The 20,152-nt window shown below is 39.8% G+C and carries 22 protein-coding genes and 1 pseudogene; 5 read left to right on the top strand and 18 right to left on the bottom strand.

Translation table 11 applies throughout. The features are described from left to right. Nucleotides 1–306: 306 nt before the first annotated feature. The 4 genes from ACQKMR_RS07605 to ACQKMR_RS07590 all read right to left on the bottom strand — a co-directional run bounded on the left by ACQKMR_RS07605 (nucleotide 307) and on the right by ACQKMR_RS07590 (nucleotide 4,319). The gene (locus ACQKMR_RS07605; RefSeq protein ID WP_427696741.1) at nucleotides 307–486 is read right to left on the bottom strand and encodes a hypothetical protein; all 180 of its coding nucleotides are present in this window, start codon (nucleotides 484–486) and stop codon (nucleotides 307–309) included. A 50-nt stretch (nucleotides 487–536) separates the two neighbouring features. Beyond that, the gene (gene dat / locus ACQKMR_RS07600; protein WP_427696740.1) at nucleotides 537–1,388 is read right to left on the bottom strand and encodes a D-amino-acid transaminase; all 852 of its coding nucleotides are present in this window, start codon (nucleotides 1,386–1,388) and stop codon (nucleotides 537–539) included. A gap of 25 nt (nucleotides 1,389–1,413) precedes the next feature. Next, nucleotides 1,414–2,826 (bottom strand): dipeptidase PepV, encoded by a 1,413-nt coding sequence (gene pepV, locus ACQKMR_RS07595; RefSeq protein WP_427696739.1) that lies wholly within the window; start codon nucleotides 2,824–2,826, stop codon nucleotides 1,414–1,416. A 152-nt stretch (nucleotides 2,827–2,978) separates the two neighbouring features. Beyond that, nucleotides 2,979–4,319: an MATE family efflux transporter gene (locus ACQKMR_RS07590; protein ID WP_427696738.1), complete on the bottom strand. Its 1,341-nt coding sequence runs from the start codon at nucleotides 4,317–4,319 to the stop codon at nucleotides 2,979–2,981. A gap of 522 nt (nucleotides 4,320–4,841) precedes the next feature. On the opposite strand from ACQKMR_RS07590, the pseudogene ACQKMR_RS07585 reads away from it, so the two are divergent. After that, a pseudogene (locus ACQKMR_RS07585) lies at nucleotides 4,842–5,168 on the top strand (SDR family oxidoreductase); the annotation flags it as partial. A 105-nt stretch (nucleotides 5,169–5,273) separates the two neighbouring features. On the opposite strand, the gene ACQKMR_RS07580 reads toward ACQKMR_RS07585, so the two are convergent. After that, nucleotides 5,274–5,759 carry a DedA family protein gene (locus tag ACQKMR_RS07580; RefSeq protein ID WP_427696737.1) on the bottom strand — a complete coding sequence of 162 codons (486 nt, stop codon included), beginning with the start codon at nucleotides 5,757–5,759 and terminating at the stop codon, nucleotides 5,274–5,276. Nucleotides 5,760–5,950: 191 nt separating this feature from the next. Here ACQKMR_RS07580 and ACQKMR_RS07575 point away from each other — a divergent pair, with 191 nt between their 5' ends. Then, complete coding sequence (locus tag ACQKMR_RS07575) at nucleotides 5,951–6,664, top strand: VOC family protein (RefSeq protein WP_427696736.1); 714 nt, start codon at nucleotides 5,951–5,953, stop codon at nucleotides 6,662–6,664. A 46-nt stretch (nucleotides 6,665–6,710) separates the two neighbouring features. Here ACQKMR_RS07575 and lepB read toward each other — a convergent pair whose 3' ends face one another. Together lepB and ACQKMR_RS07565 are read right to left on the bottom strand one after the other, a co-directional pair. After that, nucleotides 6,711–7,289 (bottom strand): signal peptidase I, encoded by a 579-nt coding sequence (gene lepB, locus ACQKMR_RS07570; protein ID WP_427696735.1) that lies wholly within the window; start codon nucleotides 7,287–7,289, stop codon nucleotides 6,711–6,713. 64 nt (nucleotides 7,290–7,353) lie between these two features. Next, entirely contained in the window at nucleotides 7,354–7,737 is a 384-nt protein-coding gene (locus ACQKMR_RS07565; protein ID WP_427696734.1) for a DnaJ family domain-containing protein, read from the bottom strand. A 507-nt stretch (nucleotides 7,738–8,244) separates the two neighbouring features. Between ACQKMR_RS07565 and ACQKMR_RS07560 the strand changes: the two genes are divergently transcribed. Both ACQKMR_RS07560 and ACQKMR_RS07555 read left to right on the top strand, forming a co-directional pair. Next, nucleotides 8,245–8,997: an alpha/beta fold hydrolase gene (locus tag ACQKMR_RS07560; RefSeq protein WP_427696733.1), complete on the top strand. Its 753-nt coding sequence runs from the start codon at nucleotides 8,245–8,247 to the stop codon at nucleotides 8,995–8,997. A 7-nt stretch (nucleotides 8,998–9,004) separates the two neighbouring features. Then, a complete protein-coding gene (locus tag ACQKMR_RS07555) occupies nucleotides 9,005–9,589 on the top strand; it encodes a TetR/AcrR family transcriptional regulator (RefSeq protein WP_427696732.1) in 585 nt (194 codons plus the stop codon). A 300-nt stretch (nucleotides 9,590–9,889) separates the two neighbouring features. Here ACQKMR_RS07555 and ACQKMR_RS07550 read toward each other — a convergent pair whose 3' ends face one another. The 10 genes from ACQKMR_RS07550 to ACQKMR_RS07505 all read right to left on the bottom strand — a co-directional run bounded on the left by ACQKMR_RS07550 (nucleotide 9,890) and on the right by ACQKMR_RS07505 (nucleotide 18,203). Then, nucleotides 9,890–11,782, bottom strand: a complete 1,893-nt coding sequence (locus ACQKMR_RS07550; protein ID WP_427696731.1) for an immunoglobulin-like domain-containing protein — start codon at nucleotides 11,780–11,782, stop codon at nucleotides 9,890–9,892. Between the two features lie 261 nt (nucleotides 11,783–12,043). Beyond that, nucleotides 12,044–12,454: a DUF4064 domain-containing protein gene (locus ACQKMR_RS07545; RefSeq protein WP_427696730.1), complete on the bottom strand. Its 411-nt coding sequence runs from the start codon at nucleotides 12,452–12,454 to the stop codon at nucleotides 12,044–12,046. Nucleotides 12,455–12,852: 398 nt separating this feature from the next. Beyond that, nucleotides 12,853–13,026: a hypothetical protein gene (locus ACQKMR_RS07540; RefSeq protein WP_427696729.1), complete on the bottom strand. Its 174-nt coding sequence runs from the start codon at nucleotides 13,024–13,026 to the stop codon at nucleotides 12,853–12,855. 43 nt (nucleotides 13,027–13,069) lie between these two features. Beyond that, on the bottom strand, nucleotides 13,070–13,192 hold the full coding sequence (locus ACQKMR_RS07535; RefSeq protein ID WP_427696810.1) for a DUF3953 domain-containing protein: 123 nt from the start codon (nucleotides 13,190–13,192) through the stop codon (nucleotides 13,070–13,072). Nucleotides 13,193–13,361: 169 nt separating this feature from the next. Continuing rightward, nucleotides 13,362–14,822 carry a uroporphyrinogen-III C-methyltransferase gene (gene cobA, locus ACQKMR_RS07530; RefSeq protein WP_427696728.1) on the bottom strand — a complete coding sequence of 487 codons (1,461 nt, stop codon included), beginning with the start codon at nucleotides 14,820–14,822 and terminating at the stop codon, nucleotides 13,362–13,364. An 18-nt stretch (nucleotides 14,823–14,840) separates the two neighbouring features. Beyond that, nucleotides 14,841–15,656: a uroporphyrinogen-III synthase gene (locus ACQKMR_RS07525; protein ID WP_427696727.1), complete on the bottom strand. Its 816-nt coding sequence runs from the start codon at nucleotides 15,654–15,656 to the stop codon at nucleotides 14,841–14,843. Nucleotides 15,657–15,792: 136 nt separating this feature from the next. Then, nucleotides 15,793–16,341 carry a hypothetical protein gene (locus tag ACQKMR_RS07520; RefSeq protein ID WP_427696726.1) on the bottom strand — a complete coding sequence of 183 codons (549 nt, stop codon included), beginning with the start codon at nucleotides 16,339–16,341 and terminating at the stop codon, nucleotides 15,793–15,795. Nucleotides 16,342–16,468: 127 nt separating this feature from the next. Further along, nucleotides 16,469–16,750: a hypothetical protein gene (locus ACQKMR_RS07515; RefSeq protein WP_427696725.1), complete on the bottom strand. Its 282-nt coding sequence runs from the start codon at nucleotides 16,748–16,750 to the stop codon at nucleotides 16,469–16,471. A 213-nt stretch (nucleotides 16,751–16,963) separates the two neighbouring features. After that, nucleotides 16,964–17,674 carry a DsbA family oxidoreductase gene (locus ACQKMR_RS07510; protein WP_427696724.1) on the bottom strand — a complete coding sequence of 237 codons (711 nt, stop codon included), beginning with the start codon at nucleotides 17,672–17,674 and terminating at the stop codon, nucleotides 16,964–16,966. A gap of 73 nt (nucleotides 17,675–17,747) precedes the next feature. Next, nucleotides 17,748–18,203 (bottom strand): RrF2 family transcriptional regulator, encoded by a 456-nt coding sequence (locus tag ACQKMR_RS07505; RefSeq protein ID WP_427696723.1) that lies wholly within the window; start codon nucleotides 18,201–18,203, stop codon nucleotides 17,748–17,750. 177 nt (nucleotides 18,204–18,380) lie between these two features. Here ACQKMR_RS07505 and ACQKMR_RS07500 point away from each other — a divergent pair, with 177 nt between their 5' ends. Further along, on the top strand, nucleotides 18,381–19,286 hold the full coding sequence (locus ACQKMR_RS07500; RefSeq protein ID WP_427696722.1) for an EamA family transporter: 906 nt from the start codon (nucleotides 18,381–18,383) through the stop codon (nucleotides 19,284–19,286). Nucleotides 19,287–19,645: 359 nt separating this feature from the next. Here ACQKMR_RS07500 and ACQKMR_RS07495 read toward each other — a convergent pair whose 3' ends face one another. Next, a complete protein-coding gene (locus ACQKMR_RS07495; protein WP_427696721.1) occupies nucleotides 19,646–20,092 on the bottom strand; it encodes a ferritin-like domain-containing protein in 447 nt (148 codons plus the stop codon). Between the last annotated feature and the right edge of the window lie 60 nt (nucleotides 20,093–20,152).

Here is a 20,152-nt window from a genome sequence, read left to right as displayed (position 1 = left end):
TAAAACAAAAAACTGATAACCTCTCGGTGTTTCCAGTCTCAAAGGGGGATAGTGTAGACCCAGTTCCTCAAGCCCAAATAAATTTGTCTTTCAAGAGCTGAGCAAGTGTCTTTAACAATGGAAAATCGGGGAAATCGTCGGAGAGCTATACCTTTTGTTGTAAAGCTGTATATTAATTACGTTTCCGCTTTTAATAAAAGTAAAAAGGTATGTCAAATTTAATTCGACCTTATTGAACGCAACCCTGAATAAAGAATAAGTAAGAAAGAAAGTAAATAATGAATTAACTCTTATTAGAACAAGGTTTCATAACAATTCTCCTCCAACCTTCAAAAATAAAAGGCCTATTAAAACTAACAATAAAAAACTTAGTGTCCAATAATCTAAACTCTTAAATTTTAATATTTTAAAACGAGTTCTTTCACGTCCATCACGATAGGCACGCGCATCAATTAAATAGGGGGGGAAATGAGGATATAAAGACATGAAATGTAACCCCCTTGCCACGGGGCAGAGGGGGCATTAATTATTTCACTTTAAACGGCACCACATTGTCTCTCAATTTCTTCAGAAAACAGTTTTTGCAGGCTTTTGGTAATCGGTCCTGGTTCTCCATTAGCAATCGATTGCCCATCGATGTTTATAATAGGTGTCACTTCTACACTTGTACTCGTGTAAAGGACCTCATCAGCTGCCATCATTTCTCCGACTGTGAATGCTTCTTCGACGTAGGGAATACCATTATCGGCGCATAGTTTTAGCATCACCTGACGGGTAATTCCGTTCAGAATCAAGTTAGTGGCCGGATGCGTTTTCAATGTCCCATTCACCACGATAGCAACATTAGATGAACTTCCTTCCGTCACCGTCCCATCACGATGCTGAATTGCTTCTTCACAGCTAGCTTCCACCGCTTGTTGCTTAGCCAATATGTTTCCTAGTAGATTCAAGCTTTTAATATTACAGCGCAACCAGCGGATGTCGTCGGTCGTAACAGCCTTGACCCCAGGCTTAACTTTTCCTGTATAGGGCATTTCTTTTGTATAGGCCACAAAGGCCGGCTCCACCTCTTTTATTGGAAAAGCGTGAGTGCGCGAGCTCACTCCCCTCGTCAATTGCATGTAGACAATCCCGTACCTCAGTTTATCTTCAGAGACCAGTTCTTTAATTTGTGCCTCGATTTCCGCTACAGTAAATGGAACCTTCAGCTGAATAAATTTTGCACTGTCCATTAGACGGTTTACATGCATGTTGCTCGCAAATAATTCGCCATTATAAACCCGGATGACTTCATATATGCCGTCACCAAATTGATATCCTCGGTCCTCAATATCAACCTTTACGTCAGACCTTGTTTTAAGTTCGCCGTTATATATGATTTTTCCCATGTCTTTCTTTCTCCCTCTCAGCCTCTTATTTAGCTAATTCATAAATGGCACGGGCATAAATCGCCGCTGCCTTAAGCATATCTTCAATAACAATGTATTCATCCTTTTGATGCGCAATATCTTCACTGCCTGGGAATAGCGGGCCGAATGCGACGCCTTCCTTCAATGAACGGGCATAAGTACCGCCGCCAATCGAAAGGAGTTCTGCTTTATCACCTGTCTCTGCTTCATACACTTGCTGCAGCGTCTTAATCAGGAAGCTTTCGCTGTTCACATAGTGAGGCGTTGAATGCGAATTAGTCTTCACATGCAAATTATATGCTGCAAGTCTTTCTTCTAATGCCGCTTTTTGCTGTTCCCACTCAAACGTTACCGGGTAGCGCATACTGAAGCCAATGGAGCTGTCACCCTGCTTGGAATAGTTGAATACTCCGGCATTAACCGTCAATTCTCCTGTTTGCTCATCTTTGTAAGCCACACCTAAATTATTTCCACGGGAATCTTCAAACAAGTAATCCTTAATGAAAGTAAAGTAGGATTTCGCATGCGGATCAAGTGTTAGGTCTGCTAAAAATACACCCAGATGCATACCTGCATTGACTCCATTTTTCGGTTCCATTGCATGAGCTGAAACCCCGTTCAGTTCTAGAAGAACTTGATTTTTTTGTGGAATAGCTTGACCCTTCAACGAATATTTTCGCAGATAGTTCTGATAGTTGGTCACAACTTCAGCGGGATTTGCAGCTTCCACTATGGCCGTCGCAAAATCTGGTACCATATTCGTTCTTCGGCCTGATGAAAATTCCAAAACATTCACTTCAGAGTTCGTTCCATTGCCTGCATCGACGGGATGTATAACTGAGAAATCCCAGATTCCTTTTTCCGCACTGATGATTGGAAAGTCGGCATCTGGCGCAAATCCCATTGATGGCATTTCTTCCACTTCAAAATAACGGTCAACACAGCGCCAATTTGATTCCTCATCCGTTCCAATAATCATCCGCACACGTTTGTTCAAAGGCTTCCCAAGCTCCCTGACAAGCTTCATCGCATGATAGGCAGCCATCGTCGGCCCTTTATCATCGATTGCCCCACGAGCATAAATACGACCATTGCGAATTTCAGCACCAAACGGATCCGAACTCCAGCCATCTCCTTCAGGAACAACATCGACATGGCATAAAATACCGATCAACTCCTCGCCTTCTCCCATTTCAATATGGCCGGCGACATTATCGACATTCTTCACAGTAAAACCGTCTTTTTCGGCTAACTGAAGCATGTAATCAAGCGCTTCCTTTACACCTTTACCAAATGGAGCCTCCTTTGTCGGATGTTCTTCGTCCAGTACGCTTTTTATTTTTAATAAGTTTTGCGTATCCAGTAGTATCTCCATTTTCCGTTTCTCAACTTCTTCGCGCCAATTCATTTCACTCAAAATACGACAACTCCTCTTATATATTTATTTTTTATTTTATCACTTTTATTATCTGATTCGCCAAGTGTTAATACCTTTTTTAAGTATTCCCGTTTTATCACTAATGTCAAACTATTGACCAAAACACGGTTGCACCTAAAAAACACCCTCTCTCAATTAAAAGAAGGTGTCTTCACTAAACTGTCTTCGTCCATTAAAATCATTATTTTTCTGTTTAGCCTCGGGATGTATAATGCTAAAAATAAAGAACGACCTAAACTGAATACAAGAAAGGCAAGCCATAATCCATGATTGCCATGTTGCGGGACGGCTACAAACTGGACAAACAGAAAGGCCAGCAGCGCAAGAAGCATGGAGTTTCGTACAGGAACAGCTTCAGTAGCACCCGTAAACACTCCATAGAAAATGAGTCCGATAAAGGCTGTGAATGGGAATATGACTATCCAAAGTCCGTATACATGGGCCAGTTCAATGACTCCTGGGATATTCGTGAAGAGCAGAATTATTTTATCGCTAAATAAATAGTATAAAACAGCAAGTATGACAGAGGCATACAGGCCCCATTGCGCCGAAAGAGCTAGCGTTTTTTTATAAAGATGTGCATCTCTAGAACCAATGGCTTTTCCTATCAGTAGACTCGATGCATTCGCAAAACCATCAAAGCAATATGCCATCAGATAGTGAATTTGAATGAGTACAGCATTGGCTGCTAGTGTTTCTGTTCCAAAAGTGGCTCCTTTGGCCGTGAAAAGATTAAAAACCGTAATCAAACAAATTGTCCTGATAAATAAATCCCTATTCACCACCATCATTTTTTTCAAAGAAGAATAATCGAATCCCTCCCGTAAAGAAAAGGTATCCGGTATGGAAACTACCTTCCTGATCACCCACAAACCAACGAAGAAAGCTGCAATCTCTGAAATCAATGAAGCCGTCGCGACTCCTGATACAGACCAGGAAAACCCATTTACAAAAATAAGGCACAGGACAATATTGACCATGTTCATGAAAACTTGAATGAACAGAGACGTTTTAATGCGGGATTTGCCGATTAACCAGCCTAGAATGACATAGTTCAATAACGCAAAAGGTGCACCCCAGATCCTAATCCTGAAATAATCAGATGCAAAGGCGGAAACGTCCGACTCCGGCGTGATTGCAGCTAAGGAAACATTTAAAATGGGCTTCTGAATTACGATAAAAAGAAGACCGATAATTGCCGCTATAATAAAAGGCCGAACCAATGCCAGCAGGCTTTGTGTCTCATTCCTAGCCCCCTCTGCTTGTGCAGCGAAGGCAGATGTACTAACTCGCAGAAAACCAAATAGCCAATACATCGTATTAAAAATAATGGTTCCAACAGCCACCCCACCGATATAAGCAGGATCACTCAACTTTCCAACCACAGCCGTATCAACCGCCCCAAGCAATGGCGTACTCATCGTCGAAATCGTAAGTGGAATGGCCAAGGATAGATACACTCTGTGATTCATTAAATAGATGACCTCCTTTTTACATAAAAGACTTCACAAACACCTGAAAAGCAAGAAATGGAATCGAGTTATAATTTTTTGTATCAAAAGTATAAAAAATTTGCAGTATTCGATTTTAATCACTAGAATTGAACATATGGTACTCATCAACAAAAGTTACCAGGAAATATATAGTGTTTTCGAGGACCATGATAAAGGATATACACGTCACTGGTGAGTATTATCAAATAGAACAGTTAAGCTATTTTTAGATATTGACAATCTACGATCAATATTTGAATATTAAAAGATTGACAACGCTTTCAAAGAAAACTGCATGTTTTGTTTTTTTGAACCAGGGAGTCGGAAGCCTATTTAAATATATCAACTTTCCAGCAATATTTCAGATTTACAGCATCATTTTAGCCAAAAAGAAACAGGCAATGTGTAAAAGGAAAAATAAAACGGATTTGTGAAAGAGTTATTGTATTGCTCGTTGATAATACAACTCTTGCGTATGAGTAGACATATAGTCCATCTTTTTCCTTTACTGCTCAAATCGTAATGGGTTTAAACGCTTATTCTGCTTCAAAAGGTGCCGTTCGTGCTATTTCTAAGGCTGCTGCAACACAATATGGCCGCATGGGCGTCCATGTTAATGCCGTATTCCCTGGTATTATCGAAACACCAATGACACAAAAATTAGAAGAGTCAAAAGAGCTTGTGAACCAAATGGTTAAAGCGACTCCATTACAACGTTTAGGTCAACCAGCTGATATTGCAAATGCATTGCTTTACCTAGCATCCGATGAAGCTTCATACGTTACTGGTGCTGAGCTAGTTATCGACGGCGGATATTCTGCTCAATAATTAACAATAGACAACCCCGTTTCTGATACACAGAAACGGGGTTTTACTGTTTCATTATTTTAAAACTCAGGCCCGCTTAAGGAAGTCAGGTCTCCCCCAAATAAGTTATGTTAAGACACCAAGAAAATAACCAAAAGCTGTAAATACCAAACACCAGCTGAAAGCTCCTGCACCTGCGAAAATAATATATTTTCGTTTCCCCATCCCGTTCATCCCAGAAAAATAACTGGCGAAGTGGCGAACACCTGGGATGAAATAAGCAATAATAAGGGTCCACGGACCGTATTTATTGAACCATTTCTCCAGCCTTTCCAGTCTTGTAGGAGTCATTTTAATCCACTTTCCGTGCTTTCTCAAAAAAGGCTTGCCTACCTTTTTACCAATAAAGTAACTGACTAGCATTCCAGAAATCGACCCAAGAAAACTGACGAGAAATGCCCCTTGGACATTTAAAACAGCAATGGACGACAAATAGCCGACAAACGTCATCATAAACTCATCAGGTACCGGCAACCCAATAATTCCAAGGGCAAGCAGTCCATATATTGCAAAATAACCATAGTTTGCTATTAAATCTTTTACCATTTCCATCTCTAGTACTCCATCTCAGACACCCTTTTAATAAAGTAATCCAATTTCTGATACGGGCCTGGTTAACGTGATTACTTCTTTATTATAGGATAACCTAATTTAACCCATACAAGTTGGTTTTAATAAAAAAAGAAAAAAAAAAGAAAATAAACAAACTCCCAATTGGTTTATTAAGGAAGATTTACATTACAATGATAGAAACTGAATGTAGAAAGGTGATAAATATGCTGATTAAAAAAGTGAGCCTAATTGCGAGTGACATTGCTGAAATGAAGAAATTTTATGTCGAATTACTAAATGCCAAATTGCTAGACGAGAGTCATCATGGCTTTACTATAAAAGCAGGGGCCAGCGAATTGGTTTTTACAGAAACCAAAAACGAACGGAAACCCTTTTACCATTTTGCCTTCAATATCCCGTCTAATCATTTTCAAGAAGCGAAGCAGTGGATCAAAGCACGTACTTCTTTAAATACGGAAGATGGCGATGATGAAGTGTACTTCAGCCACCTCAATGCACACTCGCTATATTTCACCGATCCGACCGGCAATATTGTAGAGTTTATTGCCAGGCATTCAATTGCCCCTGAGAGTGAAGTTCCGTTCTCAATGGATTCTTTATTAAACATTGGTGAGATCAATTTAACAACTTCCGAAATCGATGCAATCGGCCAGCAACTAATCGAGTTTGGTATTTCCCCCCGAGATAACGGCACCTTGAATCCTGATGGCATTTCTTTCATGGGCAGTAATGGTGTGTTCATTTTATTAAGCAAACCGGGACGGCGCTGGTTCTTTTCAGACCGGGCTGCAGAAGTCCACCCATTAACAATAGAAGTAGAGCCTGGGAAAAAGATTCATCAAGATGAAAATGGGAACATTCGGTTCATCTCTTCATCCATATAAGTTTTACCAACAATAAAGCGGACTCGACAATCGAGTCCGCTTCATTTTATTTTACAATTTTCATTTCCTTGATCGGCCAATACACTAGATTTGCTTTACCGACAATTTCGTCGACGGAAATTGTGCCGATTTCACGGCTATCCAAACTATTTTGGCGATTGTCCCCCATAAGGAACAGCTGACCATCTGGCACTGTCATGCTGCCTGTTAAATCCTCGAGCTTGAAAGAATCGGTCAGCGGCACTCCTGCCATCTGATTCTTATATTTGTCTAGATAGGGTTCTTCATAGGCTTTTCCATTAATATAAAGCGTATCATCTTTATATTCAATATGGTCACCTGGCAGCCCGATAACCCGTTTTATATAATCTTTATCTACCGTTGCATGAAAAACAACAATATCAAATCGGTCAATACTATCGATGTTTGTTCCAAACTTGGAAAGTACAATTCGTTCGTGGTCTTGTAGAGTTGGCATCATAGACTCACCATCCACGACAATAGGTGCGAAAATATATGTTCGAATTAGAAAGGCCAGAATGACTGCAATCCCGATCGCTTTTATCCATGAAAAAATTTCTTTTCTTTTTTCCAAACGAAGTCCCTCTCTCTGTTTTTTATTCATGCCATTATATCATAATCACATCAAAATCACGTCATACAAATACCCACATTTTTCATTTTGTAATTCATTTCCATTTTTCATACTGAACTTCGATGCTTTCCCACTCAATTTCCCGACGTTGCATTTGTATCGGACAAATACCATTATATGTACGGACTTTCTCATTGATATCTTCAATTCGTTTGGTTAATTCCGGTTCAGAAGAATTCATTTTTTTCAAACGAACCACGTCAGATAGCTCTTCCCGGATTTCTTTTTGCCATTTAATCCAAAGCGGAAGGAAACCGGCGTCTTTGGCCTTCGTTAAGAAATTATCATACATATTTCCCGATAATGCTGACTTCGGAAGCGGTTTACCGAAGCCAGCATTATTCTTCAGACCGCCGTCCTTTTCATAGTCCCGAAATATCTGATCCATCCAATTTACATGACCCTCTTCTTTGCCCATTATATTATCTCCCTCCAGACACATTGAACATTACATCTATTTACAATAATAACATTTTAATCAAAATTTACTAATATAAATGCCAACCAATTATTTCATTCATTTATCACTTTCTACTAACCTAAATGTTAAAACAAAGTTGATTGGAACGAAAGGTGCGAGACTCCTGCGGGAAAAGCGCCTCCAAGGGAGACCCCACAGGCGCAAAGGGCGCCGAGGAGGCTTCCCGGACCGCCCGCGGAAAGCGAGTGCCCTACGTTCCAATCAACGTTTTCAAATTTTACAAGCCATAAAAAAACTGTAGGCAAACTCGATTTTCATCGAGTTTGTCTACAGTCTGAAACCCTGCTTGAAATGCAGGATTTTTCTTGTTCAACAATCAGTGCATTTTGCGAAATAAAAATAATATCTTAGATCATTCAAAATTAAATTGCGTTTTCTATTGACTAAATGTTCATTCAATAATAAAATAATACTGAAAATTCAGTTAAATTAGGAGGGATTGCATTGGATTTATATTTCGAGATCACTGGCAATGGTCATCCTGTTGTTCTTATTCATAGTGGTGGGGCTGATTTGAGGCAATGGACATTTTTAGTATCTCTTTTATCTAAGAATTACAAAGTGATTGCTTTTGATGGCCGTGGCGCTGGTAAATCACCATCCCCTATAAAACATGCAAACTATGTTGAAGATGTACTGGCACTAATGGATTACCTAGAGCTTAATCAGGCAACATTTATAGGCCATTCCATGGGCGGACAGATTGCAACCGATTTCGCTCTTAATTACCCTGAAAGAGTATCAAAACTTGTATTAATTGCTCCTTCTTTGACTGGTTTTCCCTATTCAAAAGAGTTTGAACAATATCATAACAAAATTTTGGAAACCGCTCCCAATATAGATAAGATGTTAGAGCTTGCCCTTCATTCACCAACATATCAAGTCGTTATCGATAGTCCGCACAAAGATCTCATTGTTCAAATGCTCAGGCATCATTTCGGGCGCATGCTTAAGTGGCCCGCTGATTTCTGCATGAAATGGCCTCAGCCGCCAGCAATGGAACGATTAGGAGAATTGAATTCCGAAACTTTATTTATTATCGGCAAAAAGGACTTGGCAGATAATTTTCAAGTTGCCGATTGTTTCCGTAAGATTTCAAACATCCGTTTCATCGAAATGGAGGATGCCGATCATATGCTGCCCCTTACTCATTCTGAAGATTTATATCAAGAAATCACTGCTTTTATGGAGGGCTGAAGATAAAATGCCACGTACCCCCGAAGAGAATGACCGTATTCGCCAAGCATCCAAAGAAAAAATTCGCGCTGCAGCTATGGAGTTATTTATGAAACAGGGATATTACGCTACTTCTATAAGCGATATAGCCAAACAAGCGGGCATTTCGAAAGGGTTACTCTATAACTATTACAAAGGAAAAGAAGAGCTGCTTTCTGAAATGGTCGAGGCCAGAATCAGGGAAGTGGTTGAAGTAATGGCAAAAGCATTCGTCTTGGAGACACCTAGTGAGCAGCTTAAATATATAGTCAATGGCGCCATTGATAATATCCACAAAAACCCGGAAGTCCATCGGTTCTATCTGCACTTGCAAACTCAGCCAGAGGCTGATGAAGAGTTGATTAAATACAATCATCTCCTTATCGAGGAAAACACTAGACAGTTTGAGTTACAATGTAAAATATTTAAAAGAATGGGAGAAAAGGAGCCAAGGAAACGATCGTTATATTTTTCATCTGTGCTACAAGGCATTATGTTGATGATATCTACCTATCCACAGAAGTTTCCGATAGAAGAAATAAAGAAGCAGATTATTAGGGAGTTTTGTAACTAGTCTATCGTTTAAAAAGGGCTTATCTTGAATAAAGTTTAAACAAGGATCTTCAACGATCGGACGCGATTGTGAAGCATCACAGGTCGAAAATGATTAAACTTTTTTATAAAACAAAGCCTGCTAGATAAAAATCTATTTTGATTATTTACCATAAATACAGGTTTGAGAGATATTTTGGATTAAACTTTATTTCAAAGCCACATATAAAGTTAAGACCACACATATCTAATATGTGTGGTCTTTTAATAACATTTGTTTCACTTATCTAACCTAAATAAAATCGGGACCCCTTTTTTCTATCTATTTAACTGTGATTTTCCTTTTTACTACTGCCTTGTTTTTAGACTTATCCGTAACCGTATAAGTCAATGTATAGGTACCTTTTTTCTTTGTATCTACAGTCCCTGTGATTTTGATCTTACTTGTTAGACTGCCATCCAAATTATCTTTCGCCGTTACCCCTGATTTAGGGTTAAACTCTGAGTTATAGCTAATGGTTTTATTATTGGCTCCAGAAATGACAGGCTTGGTGCTATCTATGGTGATCTTTCTCGTAACAGTTGTAACATTTTTCGATTGATCTGTGACTGTATACTTTAATGTATACGTTCCTTTTTTCTTGGTATTTACCGTACCCGTTACCTTGATTTTATTAGTCAAACTGCCATCTAAATTATCTTTCGCAGTTACTCCAGATTTAGGATTAAAAGCTGAGTTATAGCCAATGGTTTTACTTTTGGCGCCGGAAATGACTGGCTTAGTGCTATCTATGGTGATTTTTCTTGTAACTGTCGTAACATTTTCCGATTGATCTGTGACCGTATACTTTAATGTATACGTGCCCTTTTTCTTCGTATTCACCGTACCGGATACTTTGATTTTACTAGTCAAACTACCGTCAGCATTATCCTTTGCACTCACGTTTGTTTTCGGATTAAACGAAGAATTAAGTTTGATCGTTTTATTCGCAGCACCTGAAATCACTGGTTTAACATGATCATAGACGGTTATTTTTCTTGTAACCTTTGCGACATTCCCGGCCTTGTCAGCTACCGTATAAATCAAATTATAAGTGCCCACTTTCTTGGTATTCACCTTACCATCCACACGTATGGCACTTGTTAAATCACCATCTGAATCATCCTTGGCTTTTACACTTGATTTAGCGTCAAAAGCTGAGTTAAACGGAATGGATTTATTGGTTGCACCTGAAATGACAGGTTTAACCGTATCCTTAATTGGTACAACAGGACTTGATTGTTTCTTCGCAATGTAAGCTGATGAAACATAGCCCTTCACCTTTTGATCTTCGGTTTGTACGGGGTACCAGACAAATTTATTTATATTAGAACTGTCATAGACAAAATCCCCGCTGATGACCAAGTTTGTACCCTTTGACACGGTATTGGAACCTGACGAAGTATTTGCTTCTTTGCGTATTCTCACATCTAGTGTCGTCACCACTTTGTCGCCTGCTTTTAACCAATAGGCAGATTCATGTGTTTGATCAGTCAGTATGTAACCTAACTCTTTAAATACTATATTTTCAGTGCTATCACGATCATATTGAAAGTCGGATGTTTTGAATGGATATTTTGCTAGTTTTGTATCATTCAAATAGCTTTGTTTTTCTATCTCAGCAAAAACTTCTTCTTGATATGCATTCGCATTCACTTTCCCAGTTTCTTGGTAAAGAGGACTGTTCACAGGCTTTGTCCCATTGTATGCCATGACAGGGAAATACCAATTTTCAATAACCTTACGCTCTAAGCCTTTGATTTTCGGCAAATCTTTTCTTGAATACATACTGCCCAGGACCTCGACGCCAGCCTCGATATTATAAACTATATCATTTTCCAACTTTTTCTGGTCATACCCACGTTTATCGGTAAGCTGCATTAAACCGATACCACCATCGTCGGATTTAATAGGTTTGCCAGCATCATTAAATTGCCGCCAATCCCCATTCTCCTGCGTGGCCACGGCTTTTACGACTTCAGGGGGGATTTCAGCTTTTAATGCTGCATTAGTGAGTAAGCAGTTAATCTGCGGATAGGAAGGATTTACATTCGGTTGAATCTCACCAAATGATGAGCAGGCATTGGTTAATTCAGACTCTGCAAAAGCCTGCCCATTGAACAAACTGAATGTTAAACAGGTTACTATTCCAGCCTTTACTAAAGGTAGCTTCATGAATCAAACTCCAGTCTATTTATATTTAAATTTATAATAATTCTAACATGATAGACTAGTATTTGCTGGAATAAATTTGGTTTTTTGAAATAAAAACCATTTTTATCTAATGAAGAGACTTGTCGTTGCAAAATATCCAGAACAAAAGAAGCTGACTCGAATTATCGAGTCAGCCCCTTCCCAATCACAAGAATATGTATATATAAGGTTAAAATTTTTTCCTCTCTTGTGGATTCTTTGACACTTTGAGTAAATTTTATTTTATTCAATCACTTCTACCGGTTCCCTCGGTTTCCGCACCAGACACATGATACCTGGCACGATGAAGAAAATAAGGGGCCATACATGAAAGATGGTCAGAATGCCCGTAATGATGAATAAGATTCCGGCTGCCTTCACTTTGCCGCCTTTTAATAGAAAGATAGCAATCAGGCCACCTGCCAATGCAATAAACAAGGATATAATCCCAGCCCATAATAAGCCAATAAAAAACTTGATTGACATATCCACATCAGAAGTTGAAAACTCTGACTCTGTCATTAATGAGTAGTCTACTATTTCTGTTAAATCAATACTGTTGATATAAACCGCTGCTAAAATCATCACGATTAAAGAAATCGCAGCGATACTCACGCCAATAATACTTAATACAAATTCCCATGTGCGTTTCAATTCATTCGCCTCCCTAGAAAAGTTACCTATATATAATACCCAATCTGCGAAAGAATAAAAGACTTTTCTTTAACATCCTCAGGCTTTTTAAAGAGCATAAACACAGTTCTGCTATTCTATTATTATTTTCTCTTTACTTCATCAATAAGGCGAATAAGACAAATGCATAATAAAATTAATCCGATAAAAGTACCATTGGAACTCGGTTCTTCACCAAAAAACACAGGTGATATGAAAAAATTCAATATAAATATGATTATTGCGAGGCTAACTAACACTCTATTTACGAAGAACACACCCCTTCTATATTCCATAAGACTAGTTCCGAACCTACAAACAGAATGGCATTCAAGAAGACTCGTAAAGAAACATAGAAAAACGACTCAGGTATAAAGCCGTTAGTCATCCTTCTTTTTTAATCGTTCGTTTAATTCATCTACTTTATTTTCTAAATGATTCATTTTTGTCATGTGTTTTATAAAGAAACGGAAAGTCTTCATAACCAATACGACTAAAAGTACAAGAAGAACGAGGTAAAATAATTGCCATAATATATCGCCAATATTAAACATAATGTCACCACCTGAAATTATATGATCAACCTTTACAAAAACCTTATATAAAAGCAAAAAATAAAAATAATGAGGCCAGTATCATACTATACCCCCGAAATGCTTTTCGGTCTTTCCGAAGTTTTTCTATTCCCAAAAACAACACAAGTGCTCCTAATAAAAACATGGAGTATAGAGAGTCTTCTACATTCATAGTTATCATACTCTAACATGATAGGGCTATTATACTAAACGCCAACAAAACTTGAACAATTATCAACAACAAATCCCCCAAAGAAAAAGCATATCATTTATCACCATTCTTTTGGGTGAAAAATGGAAAAAAAGGCTCTGTATCAGAGCCCAAAAACATTCCTATTCACAAGCAAAGCCACCAATTGCTCGACAGACGGTTCATGCGGCATCATATCCAGCGTGAACCCATAGTCTTTAAGTTTCCTGCCGGTACTTTTCCCGATTACCCCGATGGTAGCATTAGTTAACAGCCCATTAACATCAACGCCTGCCTTGTCCCCATATTCCATCAGTATATCCACTGAATACTGATTAGAAAAAAGAACCGTATCAACTGTAGTTTCTTCTAGCATCCTCGGAAGAATTTCAAGAAATCTTTCATCCACATATTTTTCGATTGATTGAAAATAGTCCTCGTCAACATAATCTGGATCCAAGTGTTCCTTTTTCCGATCCCCTATAATCAACAGAGTTCCTTTTTCCATCATCTCTGATTTGAGAGTTGCAATTAACCCGCGTTCTTGTAAGACTTTCTTCGATTTCCTCGATACCACATAAAGCTTGGCCAACATTTGGCGGAAGTCAATAGCATATTCTGTGAGTAAATCTAAAAAACCATGAACACTTTCTGGTGAGGTAAAGAGCATCCGATCATACAAGAGAAAAGATAGCAGCTGACTTTTTTCAGCTTTTACTTTTGTCTTAATCCATTTAGGAAACTCAATGACATCGCCCCCAAGTTCATAAAGGGTCTCCGCCAAGGAACTTTTTGTCGTTCCAGTTCGGGCTACTAAAAACTGTTGCCCGTATAGTGGTTTCTTTTCAAACCATTGCAGCCTTTTCCTTAGCAAAATGATATTACCGACCACGGTGATTGCCGGGTTCTGAAGCGGCTTTTCACTTACCATTTTCACTATATTGGCCAAGGTCCCCTCCACCGTTTCCTGTCTTCCATAGGTGCCCCATTGAATGACGAGAACCGGCGTGTTCTTTGATTTTCCATGACTGATCAAATTTTCACAGATATACGGAAGATTGGCTACTCCCATATAAAATGCAACGGTATCTACACTATGTACAAGCCCTGTCCAATCCATTTCCTGCATGGTCCGTTCATGTCCTGTCACCATCGCAAAGGAACGTCCATAATCCCGATGCGTGACAGGGACTCCTGCATACATGGAAGCGGCAATGCTCGAGGTAACCCCTGGAATGATTTCAAATGGAATATCCATTTCTTTCAACGATTCCGCTTCCTCCCCAACTCTTCCGAAAACGGCAGGATCGCCGCCTTTCAAACGGACGACATTATGTCCTGCCAGCGCTTTGGAAACAAGCAGCTCATTGATTATCTCTTGCCTAATACCCTTTGTATAAGGCGTCTTTCCACAATACATCAATTCACAATGAGGAGGGGCGGCTTCCAAAAGCTTCGGATTGAGCAACCGATCATATAAAATTACATCCGCTTTTTCAATCGCTCTTTGCCCTTTGACGGTAATCAGACCTTCATCACCAGGACCTGCCCCCACAAAATAGACTATCCCCTTGGCCTTAGTCATCACTTCACCTCTATCTTCTTACTTACTCGAAATGGCATGATAATATTTCACCAGTTCGATCAATGCACTACCCATTCTTTGATCTTCTGGATAAATGACCCGTTTGATTCCTTCGTCGATCGCGACCTGCGCCGTTACTTTTCCAACAGCAAGAGCAATCACATCGGCTTTAAACCATTCGATTATTTTATCTTCCACACCTTGTTCACGGGCAAATTTCATCAAATTACGAGGCTGCGGTGCGCTAGTGAACACGACAGAATCTATTTTTCCTCCAAGAATTTCTTCTATCAGCAGCTGCATCGTTTCTGTTTCAGGCGGAATATGTTCGTATGGAAGAATTTCTTTATGCTCTACCTTTTGTTCATCCAACCAGTTCATTAAAAGAGGTGCCGGGTCCCCGTGCAGTTGCAATGCGACTTTTACATCTCCTAACAAATGGCCCTCTAGATTGCGAACAAGCCCTGCCGTACTGCCATCATCGTCACGAATTAATGGCTTCAGGTCTAGTTTTTTCAGCATATTCGCCGTTTTATAACCACGAGCTGCGATTTTCATAGACTGTAAAGCCTCTATAAAACGAGCCCCCACTTCCATCTTCACAGCAGTTTTATATAGAAGTTCCGTTCCCACTCCCGTAGTGAGAATGATCCAATCGAACTCTCCTGCTATTAAACGGGTGACATCCTCCTCTAGATGAGAATCATCAAGGAAGACCGTCCCCTGCGCTGGACGAACTAGCGGTACGCCCCCAAGATTATGAACAATTTTACTTATTTCTTCCGTTTTCCTCGCTCCCAAAAGAGCAATAGTTCTGCCATTAAGCTTACTCATTCATAACCCTCCATATGTATATTCATTCTATCTCACCTATTATACAAATTTTCAGTCTATGAAACTATAGAAAACAAAAGTCCCTTCATAATCTACGGCTTTTTCTTTCTTTTATCAGATAAAGAAATAGAGTACATCAATTTTCACGCTTCCTGGTATCAGAGTATACAAGCATTAAATCGGATTCCTCTTCCCCATCACATGAAATGCTATGTATAGCATCCGACTTAATGAAAGATTCACCATCAAGCCCTCCTACTTCGCTCACCATTGAAATTACAAATATATCATCTTCCAGGTTTTTAATAAAACCCTGCACATCGCCGTAACCACTATTGAAAAGTTCAACTGAAACCATGAAGTTATTTTCATATGCAAAATCCAGAAAACTTAAAAGTAAATCTTCATTTCCATCGACGAATTCAATATGATTTTGTTTTTTTACCATATATAATTTCTTGATTTTCTTAATGTATTTCGTATTGACATTCATTTGGTGAATGCTATCAAGATAAAGCAAACTATAACCATCATACATCCCGGTCGAAGTAATATTAGCTACCACTACAAATGCATCCGACACTTTTAAGATCTTAGCCACACCGAATTTCCTTAAATCATTTGTATCCGAGTATAATTCGACAAGTTCTTCTCTTTCTGCAATTTTAAGTAATTGTTTTTTCATCATTCAATTCCCTTTCTCCGTAATGAAATATAATCCCAATTTCTCCATGAAACTTCAATTCCCTCCTTATAACTTTTCTTCGCAGCAAAAAAAGCTGCCATCAGGACAGCCAGTTTCATCGATCTTATCAATTCTTGTGCAGGGCCCTTTGGGCAATTTGCTCATGTTCTTTTTTCACAAAAACATCATATTGAGTGGTTTTATGGCGACTTTGAAAATCCTTGGAACCTAAATTCATAGGCGTTTTCGTTTTGAATTGTATACCCTCGTTTTCCAATTTCGCAATCACCTTAAAATAATTATCATCGCCAAATGCAGTATAGATACATGTCCAATATTTATAGGAAATTAGTTTGGCAGTTAATACAAATGCAATCACAAAAACTAGTATTCCAATTATTATATACACCTCTTTAGCTCCTTTTCATTTCAGATCTTTCGGAAAGGTCATCCATTACACTATATTCTTTGCCTTTTGCACTATTTCCTTTTTAAACTGAACTTCTCGTTAATTGTTAGGAAAAGCCCATATAAGACCAAAAAATAAATAAAGATTGTTTGGATTAATTAATAGCCATAAAAAAAGAGACCCCAGTTTCGGGTCTCCGTCTTCATATCTCCCTTATTTTCCCTGTACGTTACATGAACCGTCCGTACAAGCTTCACCTGTTGCTGGATCATTCACCATTTGAAGCGGATTTTCCTCAGCCCATACCTTTTTCAGCGTATCCAGGAACGCTTCTGTTGGCTGTGCGCCGGAGATTCCATACTTGCGGTTAATGACGAAGAATGGGACACCTGTAATTCCAAGCAGGCTTCCTTCTTGCTCATTCCCTCTGACCTCCGCCGTGAATGCAGTCCCTGCCAACATGGCTTCTGCCTCAGACTTATCAAGGCCAGCCTCTTCAGCTAAATTAGCCAATGTAGCATGATCGCCAATATGTTTGCCTTCGGTAAAGTATGCTTTGAACAGGAGCTCGTTCATTTCATTCTCTTTACCTTTTGATTCAGCAAGGTACATCAAGCGGTGAGCATCGAATGAATTCGTCAAAACGATTTTGTCCAAATGATAATCAAGCCCCAATTCTTTTGCCTGTTGAGTCAGGTTTTGGCTGCTTGCTTCCACATCGGCTTGCGACATGCCATATTTCTTCATAAGCATTTCCTGTTGGGTCATATTGATGTCCCGTTCCGCCTCAGGATTCAGCTCAAAGCTGCGAAACGCTACCTCCACCTGCTCTTTATTTTCAAATTGCTTCAAAGCCTCTTCAAATCGACGCTTCCCTATATAACAAAACGGACATTGATAGTCCGACCAAATTTCTACCTTCATGTAAAAACCCCCTCCATATAATGCAATCACATTAAGCACATTATATAATCTTGGGTATCCTCTTGCAAGGATATTACCCTAGACACTCTTTTTCAAAATTGGCAAAGTCGATTTTTTTCATAAACTCTTCTAACGTATACCCCTTTAATAGGCGCAATGTTTCCTGTTCTGCTTCATTCATGATTTCTTCCAAAGCCGTATCCAACTGCTTCCCAACTTCGCCGCATTCACTCGTTTCCATACAAACAAGACATTCTGGGCGTACGGCTTGATACACATCCGCTAAAGTCAGCTGAGAGGCAGGCACCTTCAAACTATATCCACCATCGCGCCCTTCCTTTGTTTCGACAATCCCTGCAACAGCAAGCTGAGCCATCACCCGGCGTAAAAACGTCGCATGTGAATTCACTTTTGAAGCTATGGCTGAACTCGTCAAGAGCTTTCCGCTTTGAGCAAGCCAAACCAGAGAATGAATGGCAATAGCAAATCGCGGCGGCCCAATTTGATTATTTCGATTACCTGAAGACATGCTTATCCCCCCTTACAAATCCTATCTCTACTTTTCACATGATATATGTAAGGCCATTATACTATGTTCCGTTCTTCCGAACAAATGAACCCCGCCTCTTTCCTCTTTGATAAAGGGAGCATTATTGATATACTCTTATAGTCTGAATTTTAAATCTTTAATAACAGGAGAACGTACATGAATGGTAAATGCCCATATTTACTCGTTATACTTGGTGCGATGCTTTGGGGAACAACCGGAACAGCTCAGTCTTTCGCCCCAGATGGCGCACATCCAATTGCGATTGGTTCCGTCCGCCTTGCTGTTGGTGGTACGGCCTTATTGCTCATTGCCATCTGGCAAAAAAAATTAACGTTTCACAATTGGCCAATAAAAGAAACCATCTTGGCGACACTAGGTATGGCCTGTTATCAACCGCTATTTTTCTCAGCTGTCAGTATGACGGGAATCGCCATTGGAACCATTATTACACTTAGCAGTGCCCCCATTATCGCCGGCTTCCTTGAATGGCTATTTGGTAAAAAACGTCCATCACCAAGCTGGTGGATGGCAACAGGTTTATCAATTGCCGGATGTTTGCTTCTTTTTTCCAATCAAGGATCTGTTACCATTGATCCGGTAGGTGCCTTACTTGCTCTTGGTGCTGGGGCTTTCTTTACAGTATACACACTGGTAAGTAAAAAGATTTTGGATAAACAGCCTCCAGAAGCAACCGCTGCGGTCATCTTTTGTTTCAGCGCCCTGCTTTTGGCACCTACGTTATTTATATTTGATATCAGCTGGATAGGAACCACAAACGGGGTGGCCGTCAGCCTCCATCTTGGTCTTCTTGCTACCGCAGTTGCCTACTTACTTTTTAATAAAGGGCTTTTATCTGTTCCATCATCAACCGCCGTTTCCCTGTCACTCGCTGAACCGCTGACAGCCGCGCTTCTCGGTGTGTTCCTCGTCGGTGAGAGCTTGACTCTAATGTCTTGGTTTGGTGTGGGACTACTCTTATGCGGGATAATTTCACTGACGATCTCACCAAAGGCGTCAAAGAGCCCTGCATTTATGAACCAGAAGTTGTCTGCGAAAAAATGACGCCTTCTACTGCTAGTTGGATTTTGCAGCATACTTAATAAATAAGCTAGGATTTTTCCTAGCTTATTTTTTGAAGATTACAGCATAAGGAGTAGGATTAATTCGTCCTCCACAAGGATAATTCGTCCGTCGGGCGGGATAATTCGTCCTTCACGTAAATAGTTCGACCCTCACACAAATAATTCGACCCTCACGCAAATAATCCGTCCTTCACACAAATAATTCGACCCTCACGCAAATAATTCGTCCTTCACGCAAATAATTCGACCTCCACACAAATAATTCGTCCTTCACACAAATAATTCGACCCTCACGCAAATAATCCGTCCTTCACGCAAATAATTCGTCCCTCATACGAATTAACCACCCTTTAAGCCAACCAAGAAATATAAAAACCACACAGCATGATTTTGCTCGTCGGCAGCAGCACGCCGGAACGCCTTCCTTATGGATCGATCAGCCGCACCATCTGCCACTTCTAAATAAAAATCTACGGTTTCCTGCTCATCCCGGATCGCAAATTCCAACCCGGCTTTATAGGATTCAGGGCACGGTTCCGTCACTTTAGGCTGTGGCTGCACCCCCGTCAAACTGGTATAAATCTGAGCAAAACTCTGAAAATGCTTGACTTCATCTTCCCTTATTTCAATAATCTGTTTCCGCTGCTTCTCATCCGGTGCTAATTGAGCTAATTTCTCGTAACACTGGATGGCGCTGTACTCGCCATTTATCGCCTTTTCAAGCTGACGTAATAATTGATTCTGCTGTCTACTCCAATCATCTTCATACGTTTCGTACCCATACATGTATAAAAACCTCCCTGTTCCTTATCCCATTATGTTATGAAAAACGTAGAAACAGGTGCC

Origin of the sequence: Peribacillus sp. NPDC096540 (assembly GCF_050278525.1) — a bacterium.
Taxonomy (GTDB): Bacteria; Bacillota; Bacilli; order Bacillales; family DSM-1321; genus Peribacillus.
This window is presented reverse-complemented; position numbering and strand designations above follow the sequence as displayed.